Source organism: Halolamina salina (assembly GCF_054653455.1).
Map to the genome: position 1 here is coordinate 571,933 of NZ_BAAIGE010000002.1, position 13,408 is coordinate 585,340.

The window sequence follows — 13,408 nt, forward strand, 5'->3', positions numbered from 1 at the left end:
GCCGCCGCCGACGAATCCTCGGCGGCCCCCCGCGCCTGCTGGTGCTTCGTCGGGGTCGGCGCCGCGGACGTACTGAGGAACGTGTGGCTTCCTCCCACGTCCGGGTGAAGTGCCTGCTTGTTTTATACGCTCTCGAGATATATCTCCACGAATATGGCATCAGAGTTCGGCGCACTGTCGGTGCTCCCGCCGTTGCTCGCGATCGTGCTCGCGATCGTGACCCGGAAGGCGGTGCTGTCGCTGTTCCTCGGCATCTGGGCCGGGGCGGTGATCTACACGGGCGGGCTCGGGATCGTCCAGACGTTCGATTGGATCGTCGCCGCGGTCGCCGGGGATTTCCACGTCCGCATCCTCGTCTTCACGCTCCTGTTGGGGGCGGGGGTCGCGATGATCTGGAACCTCGGCGGCTCCTACGCCGTCCGCGACTGGGCGATCGCGAAGCTCGACACCCAACGGAAAGTCGGCGCCGTGGCGTGGCTGCTCGGGGTCGTACTCTTCTTCGACGACTACGCCAACACGGCGATCGTCGGCTCCGCGATGAAGGACGTCTCCGACCACCTGCGGATCTCCCGGGAGAAGCTGTCGTACATCGTCGACTCCACGGCGGCGCCGGTGGCGACGCTGGGCATCTCCTCGTGGGTCGCGTTCCAACTCTCGCTCATCACCGACGGTTACGAGGCCGCCGGCGTCGCCGACCACCCGCCGGCGTTCGAGGTGTTCCTCAGCTCCATCCCGTTCAATATGTACTCCATCCTCGCGATCGTGATGGTCGCGATCATCGTCTTCTCCGGGCGTGACTACGGCGAGATGCTCGACGCCGAGCACCGGTCGTGGAGCACCGGGCAAGTGAACCGCGAGGACGCCCGCCCGATGCAGGACGTGCAGTCCGACCTCGGCGAGCCGAGCGCGAGGGACCCCCGGCTCGTGAGCTTCTTCGTGCCGATCGCAGTGCTCATCGCCGTCACGATCGGGAGCGCGCTGTGGACCGGCTACTCGCCCGGCGCGAGCCTGATGGACATGGTGACCAACGCCGACTTCGCGTCGGCGCTCATCTACGGCTCCTTCGCGATGGTCGTCACCGGGTTCCTGCTCGGGAAGTTCTACGGCATCCTCACTCTCGGGGAGTCAACGGACACGGTGATCGAGGGGTTCGGCCTGATGCTCACCGCGGTGTCGATCCTCGTGCTCGCGTGGGGGATCGGCGAGGTCGTGAGCGCGCTCCAGACCGGCGAGTACGTCGCTGGGATCGTCGGCGACCAGTTCCCGATCGCGGTGCTGCCCGCGCTGGTGCTGGTGCTCGCGGCCTTTATCGCGTTCTCGACGGGCACCTCCTGGGGGACGATGGGGATCCTGACGCCGATCGTGATCCCGGTGGCGTGGAGCCTCACCGGCGACCACACCATCATCGCGGCGATGGTCGGCGTGATCTTCTCCGGCGCCATCTTCGGCGACCACAGCTCACCCATCTCGGACACGACGGTGCTCTCGGCGACGTTCACCGGCGCCGACCTCGTCGACCACGTCCGCACGCAGTTGTACTACGCGCTCACCGTGGCGCTCGTCGCCGTCGTGCTGCTGCTCGTGTGGGGGGTCACCCGGATCACCCCGGTCGCGCTGCTCCCGGTCGGCGTCCTCGCGCTCGTCGGCCTCGTCTACGGCCTCTCGGAGCTCGACGCGGACCGCAAGGGGATCGAGCCGGTCGCCGCCGATACGCCGCAGGAGCCCGTGGGCGAGGAGTGAGGGTGTCGCCGACGCGAGCAGCCGGCGACGACCGACCAACCCGACGCACCTTTTAACCACCTGCGCCCGGTAGATCGAGTCCGCGCCTTCAGTCCCCACCCGAGCACTCCCGCATGGGAGCGATGACAGCGTGGCGAACCCGGGCGCGGAACACCCGTCGCGAGAGCGACCGCCCGCCGGGGCGTACCCGGTCGCCCGGCACGAGGGTTAGCCAGCCGACGCGGCACGCAGCCCCGGGATGAGGCTGGCAGTTAGTGTTCCGGGCGTACATTTCGAGCGTTCCTTAAGAATTATCTGAAAATATAGATCGCTTCAGCTATCGGCTATCGTCGAACGGCGTTCTTCGGTATTGACGCCTCGTTCCCGTCGGATTTGTGGAAACGGTCGGTGACAACGAACCCGAGAAGAGGTCTACCGGGAGTACTCACATCTGTCGGGTTCGGATGTCTATGCTGCAGACACCACGTAAATGTTCGATGTCATGTTTTCTCGGGTCAAAACGATACGTCTCAGGACTCCTGCGTGGCGGATGCGGACTCCCCGTCTCGATGTGCTCGGACGAAGGCCCGGCGGAGGACTGTCAGGAGCACGTAGGTTTCGTATTTCTGGGTACGACAGTGCTCGCAGGGTTGCATCTCCGCCGTGATCTCGTCTATCGCGTCGTCGTACTCCTCGGTCAGCGTCCCGAGTACACTCTCGATCTGTGGCTGGACCGCGTCGATCATCTCCTCGATAGCGGGATCGGCTGACTCCGGCAGCGAGTACGAGAGAACGGTCGTGTTTGCCCCGTAGTACTTCGTTGTCCCGCCCCGTCCCTCCTCGAATCGAACCACGTCGACGAGGCCCACATCCCGAAGTTCGTTGATGTGGTGACGCACGGTGTTCTCCGTCCGGTCTACCCCGCGGTCAGCGAGGCGCTCGTGTACGTCGCTCGCCGTCCGCGCTTTTTCGGCGAGAATATCGAGGATCATCGCCCGCATCGGTTCGTCGATAGCGTCGGAGACCCGCGTGTCTCGAACGGCGATATCCTCGAGATCGTGGGCGGCATCGGACGTGCTCATACGTGAACTAACGGCCTGTACACGCTAAGTAATGACGACCGGCATTCGAGCTTCGCTCGACGTCCGGTCTCGGGAGAGTTCTGAAAGCTCTGGACGACTCGTTTGTCCGTTCAAACAGCTCGTATCTCCATTCAAACATATCATTTAAAAAATACTTATGGCTGCACGGATGCTACGTTGAACTGCGATGACCGAAACGACGCAACTCCGCGTGATGGACTTCGACTGCCCGAGCTGTGCGAGCACCGTCGAACGCGCCCTCTCGAATCAGGAGGGCGTCGAAGATGTCGAGGTACACTACTCGACCGGCCGCGTCGAGATCGACTACGACGACAGCGTCGCCGACCCCGCCACGTTCGAACAGACCATCGAAAATCAGGGGTACACGCCCCAGCCTGCCTGAGGAGGAGAGCCATGGATACCCAATCAGTCAAACGGTACTATCGCAAAAATCGGAAGGCCGTCATCGTCGCGGTGAGCGGCCTGCTGTACGCCGGCGGCTGGACGCTCGGCTACCTCACCAGCCTCGATACCGCGAGCTCCGCCATCCTCGTTCTCGCGGCGATCGTCGGCGGCTACGACATCGCCAAGACGGCCTACCACGAGGTCAAAAACCGGACGCTCGGCATCAAGACGCTCGTGACCCTGGCCGCCGTCGGCGCGATCGGTATCGGCTCGTACTGGGAGGCCGCCGCGGTGGTCTTCCTGTTCGCACTGGGGTCGTACCTCGAGGGGCGGACAATGCGCAAGACGCGCAACGCCCTCGAAGAACTGCTGGAGATGACGCCCGACACGGCCACCGTGCGCCGCGACGGCGAGCAAAAAGAGGTGCCCGCCCGCGAGGTCGAAACGGGCGAGGTCGTCATCGTCAAGCCCGGCGAGAAGATCCCCGTTGACGGCGACGTCGTCGACGGGGAGAGCGCCGTCAACCAGGCGCCGGTCACCGGCGAGAGCGCGCCCGTCCACAAGGCCGACGGCGACGAAGTGTACGCCGGCACCATCAACCAGGAAGGTTCACTGGAGATCGAGACGACGGGCGCCGGCTCGGACACGACGCTCCAGCGGATCATCCAGCGCGTCGAGGAGGCCCAGGAGGCGCAGTCCCCGACGGAGAGCCTCATCGACCGCTTCGCGAAGTACTACACCCCCGGTGTGATCGCACTGTCCATCGGGGCCTACGCGGTCACGCAGAACGCGATCCTGTCGCTGACGCTGCTGGTCATCGGCTGCCCCGGGGCCCTGGTGATCGGGCCGCCGGTCAGCATCGTCTCCGCGATCGGTAACGCCGCCCGAAGCGGCGTTCTGATGAAGGGTGGCGAGCACCTCGAGCGGGCGGGCAAGATCGACCTCGTCGCCTTCGACAAGACGGGCACGCTCACGAAGGGCGAGACGACCGTCGCCGACGTCGCCGGGTTCGACGCCGAGGCCAGCGACGTGCTGGAGCTTGCAGCCGTCGCCGAGAAGAAGAGCGAACACCACCTCGGCGACGCCATCCTCGAGGCGGCGCAGAACCGACGGGACCCCGCGACCGATGGCGGGACGACGACGACCCGAGCGGACGACGGTTCAGCAATCACGGACGCGCGGTCGCTCCCTGACCCGGACGACTTCGACGTGGTCGCCGGGAAGGGCGTCGTCGCTCACTACGACGGTCGCGAGATCGTCGTCGGGAACCGCGCACTGCTCGACGAGCGCGGGGTCGAGCTCCCCGACGAGGTCGCGGAGTACGTTCGCAGCCGCGAGGAGCGCGGCGAAACGACCGTTCACGTGGTCCGCGACGGCGTCGTCGTCGGTGCGATCGCGCTCCGGGACGAACTGCGCGAGGCCGCACCCGGCGTCGTCCAGCAGCTCCAGGACGCGGACATCGAGACGGTGATGCTGACCGGCGACAACGAGCGCACCGCTCGCGCGGTCGCCGAGGAGGTCGGTATCGACGACTACCGCGCGGAGCTGCTCCCCGAGGACAAGCAGACTGTCATCGAGGAGTTCCGCGAGGTTGGCCACGTCGTGGCGATGGTCGGCGACGGCATCAACGACGCGCCGTCGCTGGCGACTGCCGACGTGGGTATCGCCATGGGCGCCGCCGGCACGGATACCGCCATCGAGACGGCGGACATGGCGCTGATGGCGGACGACCTCGAACGGATCCCCTACGCGGTGACGCTCAGCAAGGCCACCCGGCGGAACATCTACGAGAACGTCGGCCTCGCGGTGCTGACGGTGACGCTCCTGCTGGCAGGGGTCCTGACGAGCTACGTCACGCTCGCGCTCGGGATGCTCGTTCACGAGGCGAGCGTCCTCGCCGTGATCGGCAACGGGATGCGGCTGCTGCGGTACTGAACAGGACCGAGTCACGAACCAACGATTACACCCGACCACGATGTCAGAGAACACGACCCCGACCGACACGAACCGTCCCGGCTCGAACATGGCCGTCGAATACGACGTCGAACCGATCCGGGTCCGTGACCCCGTCGCGGAAGCGCTCGCCGTCCTCGACCCCGGCGACCCGTTCGTCGTCACCTACGAGGACGTGGTGACGGCGGCGGGTCACTCCTGCCCGACAGCGTCGGGCGCCTATCGCATCGCCCAGCTGGGCCTCGACGCGCTGTATCCGGACGATCTCCCCGTCCGGAGCGAGATCGAGGTACTCGCTGCGGGACCGCGCGACGACGCCACGTACGGCGTGATGGGACGCCTCATCTCGTACGTGACCGGCGCGGCCCAGGAGGACGGCTTCGGCGGGCTCGCCGGCGGCTACGGTGACCGCCGGAACATGCTGACGTTCGACGCGTTCGACCCCGATACTGCCGCCCCGACGTTCCGCTTCCGCCGGACCGACACCGACGAAACCGTCGAGGTGACCTACCACGTCGGCGACGTCCCGGACGGCGGGCCAGCACTCGGCAACCTCCAACAGATCATCGAGGGGACGGCGAGCGACGAGGAGCGCGAGCTGTTCGCCGACGTGTGGCACGGCCGCGTCCAGAGTGTGCTCTCCGACGACTCGCTGTTCACCGTCACGACCGTCGAACACTAACCACAGAACGCTCGATTTTCGTTCCGCGGAGCCTGCTAGTAGCAACTCGTGGGTAGTGTTCCGGCGTACACTCGACGGCCGGCAGCGCGTTCGTCCCGACGACCGCGCCACGATCGTCGACGCCAGTCTTCGGCAACGGGCTTTATCCCTCGTCCGGGCGAACTGTCGGGTATGTCACTCGATATCGCGATGCCCGACCCGCCGGACCTCTCGAACCGTGGGATGCCCCGAGATTTCGAGTGGGACGACGACACGCTCGGCTCGGAGGATTTCTACCGTGAGGATCTCGAGGACCTGCTCCAGTCAGGCGCGTGGAGGGAGGGGTTCAACGAGTGGGAGGAGTACACCGACCTCGACGAGACGCAGGCCCAGGCCGTCCGTGATCTCGGGCTGTTCCACGCGATCGACTTCTACTGGGATCCGACCGAGGATCGGCTTCGGTTCGACGTGCCGGAGATTCCCGATGACTGGCAGGAGCAGGACGTGAGCGTGTCGCTCGACTCGGACGACCTCGCGACGATCGACACCGCGTTGACGGACCTCGCCCGGACCGTGTACGAGGTGCTCGAGGACTACATCGAACGGGAGGGGATAGACAACGACGACTGGGCGGAGGACAGGTACGGATCGCGCGGGGAGTAGCCACCGGGTCGACGGCCCGGAAGACCGGCGTTTGGGAGTGCCCGTTTCGGGCGTTTAGGCCGTCCGAAACCCCCGAAATCTGGCGGTATCGGCTGTAAGATTTATCAGTGTCCCGTCCCTACCTGTAGACACCTATGAGTACCCAGAAGACTGCCCGACAGCGTGCCGACACCGTCGAGGAGAACGCCGTTCGCATCGACACCGAGAAGGCCGAGCAGATCGTCGACGCCCTGAACCGCGATCTGGCGTCGACGTACGTGCTCTATCACCAGGTTCGCAAGCACCACTGGAACGTCGAGGGCGCCGAATCCGGCGACCTTCACGACTTCCTCGACGACGCCGCCGGGACGCTCGAGGACCACGCCGACGCGATCGCCGAGCGCGCACAGGCGCTCGGGGGCGTGCCCGTCGCGGGCCCGGCCGCACAGGAGGAGCACGCCTACGTCGAGTTCGAGGGCGAGGACGTGTACGCGATCCGCGACTCGCTGGAGGCCGACCTTGAGGCGTACGGCGACGTGATCGAGAACGTGCGCGAGCACGTCGGCCTCGCGACCGACCTCGGCGACTACGCGACGGCCGAGCTCCTCCGCGAGGTGCTGGAGGATCTGGAGGACGACGCCCACGACATCGACCACTACCTCGAGAACGACACGCTCGTCCAGGAGTAACCCGTGTCCGAGCCCAAACGCGGACGGCTCGTCCGCGACCTGCCGGACGGGACCGTCCGACAGGAACGGGGAACCGTCGACGGGAACGCGGTCCGGCTCGACCCCGAGGAGGCCGCCGAGATGGTGGAGGCGCTGAACGTCGCCCACGCGGGGGCGTTCAACCTCTTCTACCTCGTGCGGAAACACTACTGGAGCGCCGAGGGCGCCGAGTCCGGGGAGGTCGCCGAGTTCCTCGGCGACGCCTACGAACGGCTCCGCGAGATCGACGACAGCGTCGCCGAGCGGATCACCGAACTCGGCGGCGTCCCCGTGAGCACCCCGCCGGAGATCCAGGAGTACGCGGCGGTCCACCTCGAAGCCGAGCACCTCTACAGCCTGCGCGCTTCGCTCGAGGGCGATCTGGACGCGTACGCCACGCTGGCGGTCAGCTTCCGCGAGGCGATCAACACCGCCGACGAGATCGGCGACGAGGCCAGCTACGAACTGCTCTCGGACCGCCTCGAGACGATCGAGGAGGACGCCCACACGATCGAGCGCTACCTCGAGGACGACGCGCTCGTGGAGGTGGACCGATGAGCGCGCCACACCTTCGCCACCCGGCCGAGGAGGAGCGCCGCCGCGAGTGGGGCACCGTCGGCGACAACGAGCTCCGGCTCGACCCCGAGGCGGCCGCCGCGGTGATCGAGGACGTGAACCGCTGTCTCTCGGGGCTGTACATCCTGTTCAATCAGCTCCGCAAGCACTACTGGACGATCGAGGGCGCGGAGTCCCACCAGGTCGAGGAACGGCTCGAGGAGCAGGCCGACCGGCTCAGCGACCTGACCGACGAGCTCGCGATCCGCGTCCACGCGCTGGGCGGCGTCCCGGTCAACGGCCCGATGGGGATCCGCGAGCACGCGCCGATGCGGATCGAGGGCGGCGACGCCTACGCGCTGCGCGACGCGCTCGCGAGCGACCTCGACGGCTACGCGGCGCTCGCGGTGACGTTCCGCGAGGCGATCGAGACGGCCCGATCGGTCAGCGACGAGCGCACGGCCGAGGCGCTGGAAGAAGGACTGCTTACGATCGAACGGGACGCGCACACGATCGAGCGCTACCTCGGCGACGACAGCCTCTAGCGGCGGACCTCGACGGTCAGATCCGTCGAGATCCAGCCGTCCTCGTTCCCCTGTTCGGTGAACACGGTTCGCTCGGTCGAGAGACAGTGGGCGTTCACGGCGGGTAGCTCCGCCCGATCGTCCCCCTCGACCGGCTCGTTCGTCGGCATCGTCCCGATTTAGGGGTACCTAAAGAAATAAAACTTCGGGTCGGCCGCCACGCGACTATATAGCCCTCCTGACGCAACCGGTGTGACCCGTATAGATGAGTATACACGGGATAATACGACTTTAAAATATGCATACCCCTGTGTGATTTCCTGTATCCGATCCGTTATTTCGCCCCAGAAAGCATCTCGCTCGTGTGCAAGATTCCAACGAGGGCGGTCGTGCACGGCGGACATTTCTGAAGACGGCTGGGGTCGTCGCCACCGCGGGGCTTGCGGGCTGTAGCGGCGGCGGGAACGGGACCGAGTCGCCGACGTCGGGCGGGGAGACGGAGCCGTCCGGGGGGACCGAGGGGACCGACGGCGGGGCGGGGGAGACACCGACCGGGAACACGCTGTCGCTGTCGATCCCGAACGCGGCGAACTTCGACCCGGTACAGATCAAAGGCGACGGCTCACAGCTCGTCTCCGACCACGTGTTCAGCGAGCTGTTCGCCCTCCCCCGTGGGAGTCTGGAGCCGGAGGCGCAGCTGGTCTCGGACTACTCGGTGTCCGACGACGGGCGGACGTACACGTTCCAGCTCCGGGAGGACGTGACGTTCCACAACGGCGAGCAGCTGACCGCCTCGGACGTGGTGTACTCCTGGGAGCGCCTCGCCGCCTCCGAGAACAGTCAGGAGGGCGGCGTCATCCTCGAGGGCGGCTTCCAGATCGAACACGACACCACCACCGAGACGGTCGACGGCGAGGAGCAGGAGGTGTACGAGCCCGGCAGCCTCGCGGTCGAGGCGGTCGACGACACCACGCTCGAAGTGACGCTCGCCAGCCCCTTCTTCGACGCGCTGTTCTGGTTCGCGTACGGCTCGCTGAGCCCGGTCCCGGAGGGGATCGTCGGCGATGTCGAGGGGTACGACGGCGAGATGGCGTACTCGGAGTTCGCCTCGCAGTCGCCGATCGGGACGGGTCCCTTCCGTGCGGAGACCGTCGAGACGGGGACGGAGGTCGTCCTCGCCGCCGACGAGGAGTACCACGGCGAGGAGCCGGGTCCCGACGAGATCCGGATGCAGGTGGTCCAGAACACGCAGGCGAGCTACCAGCGCGCGGTTAACGAAAGCGTCCAGGTGTTCCAGCTCCCCAACTCCCGGTTCGACCCGAGCAAGGTCTCCTTCGAGGAGACCCGCGAACTGGGCCAGCGGGTCGGGACGTACGGGCCGCTGTCGAACGACGAGACCGTGAACTACGCGACGTGGGACGACGCCTACACCGCGTACTTCATCTTCGACTGTTCGCGCGTCGAGAAGCCGGTCCGGCAGGCGCTGAACTACGCGGTCAATCAGGAGAACTTCGTCGAACAGGGGTTCCGCGGCGTCGGCGAGCCGGCGTACCACCAGAGCCCGCCGTCGGTGTTCCCCGGCGGGAAGGAGGCGTACGACCAGCACGCGGAGGAGAACTTCCCGTACGGCTACAACGAGGCGATGATGGAGGAGGCACGGACGACGATGGAGGAGGCGGGCTACGGTCCCGACAACCCCGCCTCGATCACGCTCTCGCTGTACAACGACCGGAACCCGGACGCCTACTCGCGGATCGCGGACGTCCTCCGCTCGAAGGCGTCGGCGATCCACGTCGACCTCACGATCGAGCGGGCGCCGTTCAACACCATCATCAGCGAGGCCGTCAGCGGGAACCTCGACATGTACACGCTCGGGAACGGGCTGGAGTACCCCTCACCCATGGACATGCTCAAGTTCGGCCGGCCGTACGAGGGGAACCTCGTCCGGTGGCGTGAGGACCCCTCCGACGCCTCCGGGCGCGCGGCCGAGGCGTGGGAGCAGATCCAGAACAACCTCGGCCCCGGCGAGGACGCACAGCAGGCCCGCAACGAGGCGTTCATCACGATGGAGGAGGCGATCTGGGAGGACGCGATCTACCTCACGAACTACCACCCGCGCGGCCAGCAGTGGTGGTACGACGACGTCGACGTGCCGGTCCAGAGCAGCGGCTTCCACGACCGCCTGTACGACGACGTGACGTTCTGACTCGCCGGCCGATTTTTCTCCCCTCATGATTACTGTTCGACCCGACTACGTTTCATGAATCGGCTCGGCTACCTGCTCCGCCGGATCCTGATGTCGATCCCCGTGCTGTGGCTGGGGACGACGGCGACGTTCCTGATAATCCGGGTCGGCCCGCTCAGCCCGGCCGCGGCGATCGTCGGCCCGGTCAACAGCGCACAGGCACAGGAGCAGCTCGAACGCATCAAGCAACAGCTCGGTCTCACCGATCCAATCAGCGTGCAGTACGTCGAGTACATGACGGACCTGATCACGTTCGACCTCGGGCAGTCGTGGGTCGTCTACCCGGGGCAGAGCACGATTTCCCTGCTCGCGCAGTTCGGGCCGCGGACGATCTGGCTCGGGCTCTGGGCGGTGCTCATCCCCATCTTCGTCGGCATCCCGCTGGGGATCTACGCCGGCCTCAACGCCAACTCCGCGGAGGACTACGCCGCCTCGGTCGGGGGGATCGTCTGGCGGGCGATGCCGAACTTCTGGCTGGCGGTGATCCTGCTCGCGCTGCTGTCCCGCACTGACTCGCTGTTCCTCGGCGCCGGCTGGGAGTCGTTCCTCGTCGAGACCGAGCTCGTCGGCGCGCCCGACCTCTCGAACCTCGGCACCGTCGACGGGTTCGTCACGGCTACGAAGCAGATCCTCCCCGCCGCGTTCGTGCTCGGCTCGGCGTCGATGGGCAACGAGCTCCGGCTCTCCCGGACCGCCGTCCTCGAGATCATCACCGAGGACTTCGTCGACATGGCGAAGGCCACCGGCGTCCCGGATCACCGGATCATCGGGAAGCACGTGCTCCGGAACGCGATGATCCCGTTGATCCCGATCGTCACCAGCGAGGCGTACCTGCTGGTCGGCGGGAGCGTGCTCGTCGAGGTCGTGTTCGGGATCAACGGGATCGGGACGCTGTTCTACGAGGCGATGACCAGCGGCGACCTCCCGCTTGCGGGCTCGTTGATGTTCGTGTTCATCCTGATCACGGTCTCCATCAACATCGCACAGGACCTGCTGTACACGGTGATCGACCCGCGGATCGGCTACGAGGAGCGACGATGAGCGGGAACGTCTACCAGCGGGACGCCGACCGGACGCGTCGGCTTCCCGTCCTCGTCACCTCCGCGGCCGGCTGGGCGCTGGTCGCCGGCCTGTTGGCGCTGCCGGAGTTCGGCGCCGTACTGCAGTTCGCCGCCGAGGTGCTCCCGCTCGGCGCCGGCGCGTCGAGCCTCGCCGACTCGATCCCCACCCTGATCAGCCGGGGGACGATCCCGAACCAGGGGGCGTACGTCCCCGGCTCCGGCTGGCAGGGGACGTTCCTCGGGCTGTCGCCGGCGGGCGCGTGGGCGCTGCGGGTGTCGCTGGCGTTCCTCTACGGCGGCGTCTGGTGTGTCTGGCTGTGGTACGGCTACCGGCTCTGGCGGCGGGAGTACCGCGACGCCGACTGGACGCCCCGCGACGACGCGGTCCGGGGGTTCGCCCGCCACCGCTGGGGGCAGTTCGGGCTGGTCGTCGTGGTGCTGTTCCTGATCCTCGCGCTGTTCGCGCCCGCGCTCGGCCCGACGACGATGGAGCGCAACGTCGAGGACCCGTTCAGCTACGAGGTGAGCTACTACGACGAGGACGCCGGCGCGGTGCAGACGGTGACGGTCGGGCAGGCGAATCTCGATTCCACCTCGCAGGGGATCCCGGAGCGCAACGTCGGGCTGTTCAGCTACGACCGGTACAACCGCTACCACCCGTTCGGCACGCTCCCGTCGGGACAGGACCTGTTCACCGCGGTCGCGCTCGGCGCGCGGGTGTCGCTGTTCATCGGGCTGGTCGCGATCACCGTCAGCGCGGCCGTCTCGGCGGCACTCGCGCTGATCAGCGCGTACTACGGCGGGCTGGTCGATCTCGCGATCGTCCTGCTCAGCGACGCGACCCAGTCGCTGCCCCAGCTGCTGGTGGTGATCATGCTCTCGGTGGTGCTCTCCCAGACGTGGATCGCCGGGCTGTACAACGGCGCGGTGCTGCTCTCGTTGATCTTCGCGCTGACGGGCTGGCCGTCGCTGTGGCGCGCGGTCCGTGGGCCGGCGCTGCAGGTGTCCGAGCGCGCGTGGGTCGACGCCGCCGACGGCTACGGCCTCGATTCGCCGCGGACGATGCTGCGGCACATCTTCCCGTTCGTCGTCGGCTACCTGCTGGTGTACGCGTCGATGAGCCTCGGCGGCATCATCATCGGCGCCGCGGGCCTCTCCTTCCTCGGGCTGGGCGTCACCGCGCCCACGCCGGAGTGGGGCCGGCTCGTCAACGTCGGCCAACCCCTGCTCACGACCGTCTCGTGGCACATCGCGGTGATGCCGGGCGTGCTGATCGTGATCGTCGTGACGGGGTTCAACGCGCTCGGCGACGGGATCCGCGACGCGATCGACTCAGAGACCAACCTCGAGAACGAGGAGGAGGCCAGCGCGGCCGCCAGCGGGGCCGGGGGCTGACGATGTCGGGCGATCATCCTCTCGCTGCGGCGTGGACGCGCGTCCGCAACGTCGTGGGATCGACCGCGGCGACGTACCGCGAGGAGGGCCGCGAGGTCGTCGAAGTCGTAGCCGACCACGCGACGGTCCGGGGGAGCGACGATCCGGTGACGCTGAGCTTCACCGTCCCGGGCGACGCCGCGGACGAACTGGCGGCGGCCGTCGACGACGACGCTACCTACCGGACCGAGGTCCAGTACGTCGACGTGGACGGGACGCGACTGTTCGTGCTGGAAGTACGGGCGCCGGAGGCGCCGGTCGTCCTGCTCGCGGGCGGCGTGGGCCACGACTCGCTGCGACCGCACGCGTCCGACCCGGACGCCCCCGCCCGCACGCTCGTGCGCCGCGTCGACGGGGGCGAGGCGGCCCAGTTCGGGCACGAACGCGTCGCACCGTTCGTCGACAAACTCGGGTAGCGGC

The 13,408-nt window shown here is 67.2% G+C and carries 14 protein-coding genes; 12 read left to right on the plus strand and 2 right to left on the minus strand.

The window, feature by feature from the left end; translation table 11 throughout:
- The first annotated feature begins 153 nt into the window (after positions 1-153).
- Complete coding sequence (locus ACYQZ5_RS03555; RefSeq protein ID WP_379730786.1) at positions 154-1,740, plus strand: Na+/H+ antiporter NhaC family protein; 1,587 nt, start codon at positions 154-156, stop codon at positions 1,738-1,740.
- A gap of 509 nt (positions 1,741-2,249) precedes the next feature.
- Here ACYQZ5_RS03555 and ACYQZ5_RS03560 read toward each other — a convergent pair.
- Positions 2,250-2,801: an ArsR/SmtB family transcription factor gene (locus ACYQZ5_RS03560; protein WP_379730787.1), complete on the minus strand. Its 552-nt coding sequence runs from the start codon at positions 2,799-2,801 to the stop codon at positions 2,250-2,252.
- 187 nt (positions 2,802-2,988) lie between these two features.
- Between ACYQZ5_RS03560 and ACYQZ5_RS03565 the strand changes: the two genes are divergently transcribed.
- The 7 genes from ACYQZ5_RS03565 (at position 2,989) to ACYQZ5_RS03595 (ending at position 8,269) form a co-directional block, all read left to right on the plus strand.
- Positions 2,989-3,204, plus strand: a complete 216-nt coding sequence (locus ACYQZ5_RS03565) for a heavy-metal-associated domain-containing protein (RefSeq protein ID WP_379730788.1) — start codon at positions 2,989-2,991, stop codon at positions 3,202-3,204.
- An 11-nt stretch (positions 3,205-3,215) separates the two neighbouring features.
- Complete coding sequence (locus ACYQZ5_RS03570; protein WP_379730789.1) at positions 3,216-5,141, plus strand: heavy metal translocating P-type ATPase; 1,926 nt, start codon at positions 3,216-3,218, stop codon at positions 5,139-5,141.
- A gap of 40 nt (positions 5,142-5,181) precedes the next feature.
- A complete protein-coding gene (locus ACYQZ5_RS03575) occupies positions 5,182-5,841 on the plus strand; it encodes a hypothetical protein (protein WP_379730790.1) in 660 nt (219 codons plus the stop codon).
- Between the two features lie 171 nt (positions 5,842-6,012).
- Positions 6,013-6,483 carry a DUF7992 family protein gene (locus ACYQZ5_RS03580; protein WP_379730791.1) on the plus strand — a complete coding sequence of 157 codons (471 nt, stop codon included), beginning with the start codon at positions 6,013-6,015 and terminating at the stop codon, positions 6,481-6,483.
- A 134-nt stretch (positions 6,484-6,617) separates the two neighbouring features.
- The gene (dpsA, locus tag ACYQZ5_RS03585) at positions 6,618-7,151 is read left to right on the plus strand and encodes a DNA starvation/stationary phase protection protein DpsA (RefSeq protein WP_379730792.1); all 534 of its coding nucleotides are present in this window, start codon (positions 6,618-6,620) and stop codon (positions 7,149-7,151) included.
- 3 nt (positions 7,152-7,154) lie between these two features.
- Positions 7,155-7,727: a DNA starvation/stationary phase protection protein DpsA gene (dpsA, locus tag ACYQZ5_RS03590; protein ID WP_379730793.1), complete on the plus strand. Its 573-nt coding sequence runs from the start codon at positions 7,155-7,157 to the stop codon at positions 7,725-7,727.
- Positions 7,724-8,269: a ferritin-like domain-containing protein gene (locus ACYQZ5_RS03595; protein WP_379818532.1), complete on the plus strand. Its 546-nt coding sequence runs from the start codon at positions 7,724-7,726 to the stop codon at positions 8,267-8,269. The genes dpsA (ACYQZ5_RS03590) and ACYQZ5_RS03595 overlap by 4 nt, the downstream gene beginning before the upstream one ends.
- Here the strand turns inward: ACYQZ5_RS03595 and ACYQZ5_RS03600 are convergent.
- Entirely contained in the window at positions 8,266-8,418 is a 153-nt protein-coding gene (locus ACYQZ5_RS03600; RefSeq protein WP_379732143.1) for a hypothetical protein, read from the minus strand. The two genes, ACYQZ5_RS03595 and ACYQZ5_RS03600, sit on opposite strands and share 4 nt — an antisense overlap.
- 194 nt (positions 8,419-8,612) lie before the next feature.
- Between ACYQZ5_RS03600 and ACYQZ5_RS03605 the strand changes: the two genes are divergently transcribed.
- The 4 genes from ACYQZ5_RS03605 to ACYQZ5_RS03620 are packed head-to-tail and all read left to right on the plus strand — an operon-like array spanning position 8,613 to position 13,404.
- Entirely contained in the window at positions 8,613-10,454 is a 1,842-nt protein-coding gene (locus ACYQZ5_RS03605; protein WP_379732142.1) for an ABC transporter substrate-binding protein, read from the plus strand.
- A 54-nt stretch (positions 10,455-10,508) separates the two neighbouring features.
- Positions 10,509-11,534 carry an ABC transporter permease gene (locus tag ACYQZ5_RS03610; RefSeq protein ID WP_379732141.1) on the plus strand — a complete coding sequence of 342 codons (1,026 nt, stop codon included), beginning with the start codon at positions 10,509-10,511 and terminating at the stop codon, positions 11,532-11,534.
- Positions 11,531-12,949: an ABC transporter permease gene (locus ACYQZ5_RS03615; protein ID WP_459845194.1), complete on the plus strand. Its 1,419-nt coding sequence runs from the start codon at positions 11,531-11,533 to the stop codon at positions 12,947-12,949. Before ACYQZ5_RS03610 ends, ACYQZ5_RS03615 begins: the two co-directional genes overlap by 4 nt.
- Before the next feature lie 2 nt (positions 12,950-12,951).
- The gene (locus tag ACYQZ5_RS03620; RefSeq protein ID WP_379818530.1) at positions 12,952-13,404 is read left to right on the plus strand and encodes a DUF7529 family protein; all 453 of its coding nucleotides are present in this window, start codon (positions 12,952-12,954) and stop codon (positions 13,402-13,404) included.
- Positions 13,405-13,408 lie beyond the last annotated feature (4 nt).

What these genes read in the sequence shown, in the direction of transcription:
- ACYQZ5_RS03555 (WP_379730786.1), top strand. Translation starts at nt 154, where the DNA reads ATGGCATCAGAGTTCGGCGCACTGTCGGTGCTCCCGCCGTTGCTCGCG.
- ACYQZ5_RS03560 (WP_379730787.1), bottom strand. Translation starts at nt 2,801, where the DNA reads ATGAGCACGTCCGATGCCGCCCACGATCTCGAGGATATCGCCGTTCGA.
- ACYQZ5_RS03565 (WP_379730788.1), top strand. Translation starts at nt 2,989, where the DNA reads ATGACCGAAACGACGCAACTCCGCGTGATGGACTTCGACTGCCCGAGC.
- ACYQZ5_RS03570 (WP_379730789.1), top strand. Translation starts at nt 3,216, where the DNA reads ATGGATACCCAATCAGTCAAACGGTACTATCGCAAAAATCGGAAGGCC.
- ACYQZ5_RS03575 (WP_379730790.1), top strand. Translation starts at nt 5,182, where the DNA reads ATGTCAGAGAACACGACCCCGACCGACACGAACCGTCCCGGCTCGAAC.
- ACYQZ5_RS03580 (WP_379730791.1), top strand. Translation starts at nt 6,013, where the DNA reads ATGTCACTCGATATCGCGATGCCCGACCCGCCGGACCTCTCGAACCGT.
- dpsA (WP_379730792.1), top strand. Translation starts at nt 6,618, where the DNA reads ATGAGTACCCAGAAGACTGCCCGACAGCGTGCCGACACCGTCGAGGAG.
- ACYQZ5_RS03595 (WP_379818532.1), top strand. Translation starts at nt 7,724, where the DNA reads ATGAGCGCGCCACACCTTCGCCACCCGGCCGAGGAGGAGCGCCGCCGC.
- ACYQZ5_RS03600 (WP_379732143.1), bottom strand. Translation starts at nt 8,418, where the DNA reads ATGCCGACGAACGAGCCGGTCGAGGGGGACGATCGGGCGGAGCTACCC.
- ACYQZ5_RS03610 (WP_379732141.1), top strand. Translation starts at nt 10,509, where the DNA reads ATGAATCGGCTCGGCTACCTGCTCCGCCGGATCCTGATGTCGATCCCC.
- ACYQZ5_RS03615 (WP_459845194.1), top strand. Translation starts at nt 11,531, where the DNA reads ATGAGCGGGAACGTCTACCAGCGGGACGCCGACCGGACGCGTCGGCTT.
- ACYQZ5_RS03620 (WP_379818530.1), top strand. Translation starts at nt 12,952, where the DNA reads ATGTCGGGCGATCATCCTCTCGCTGCGGCGTGGACGCGCGTCCGCAAC.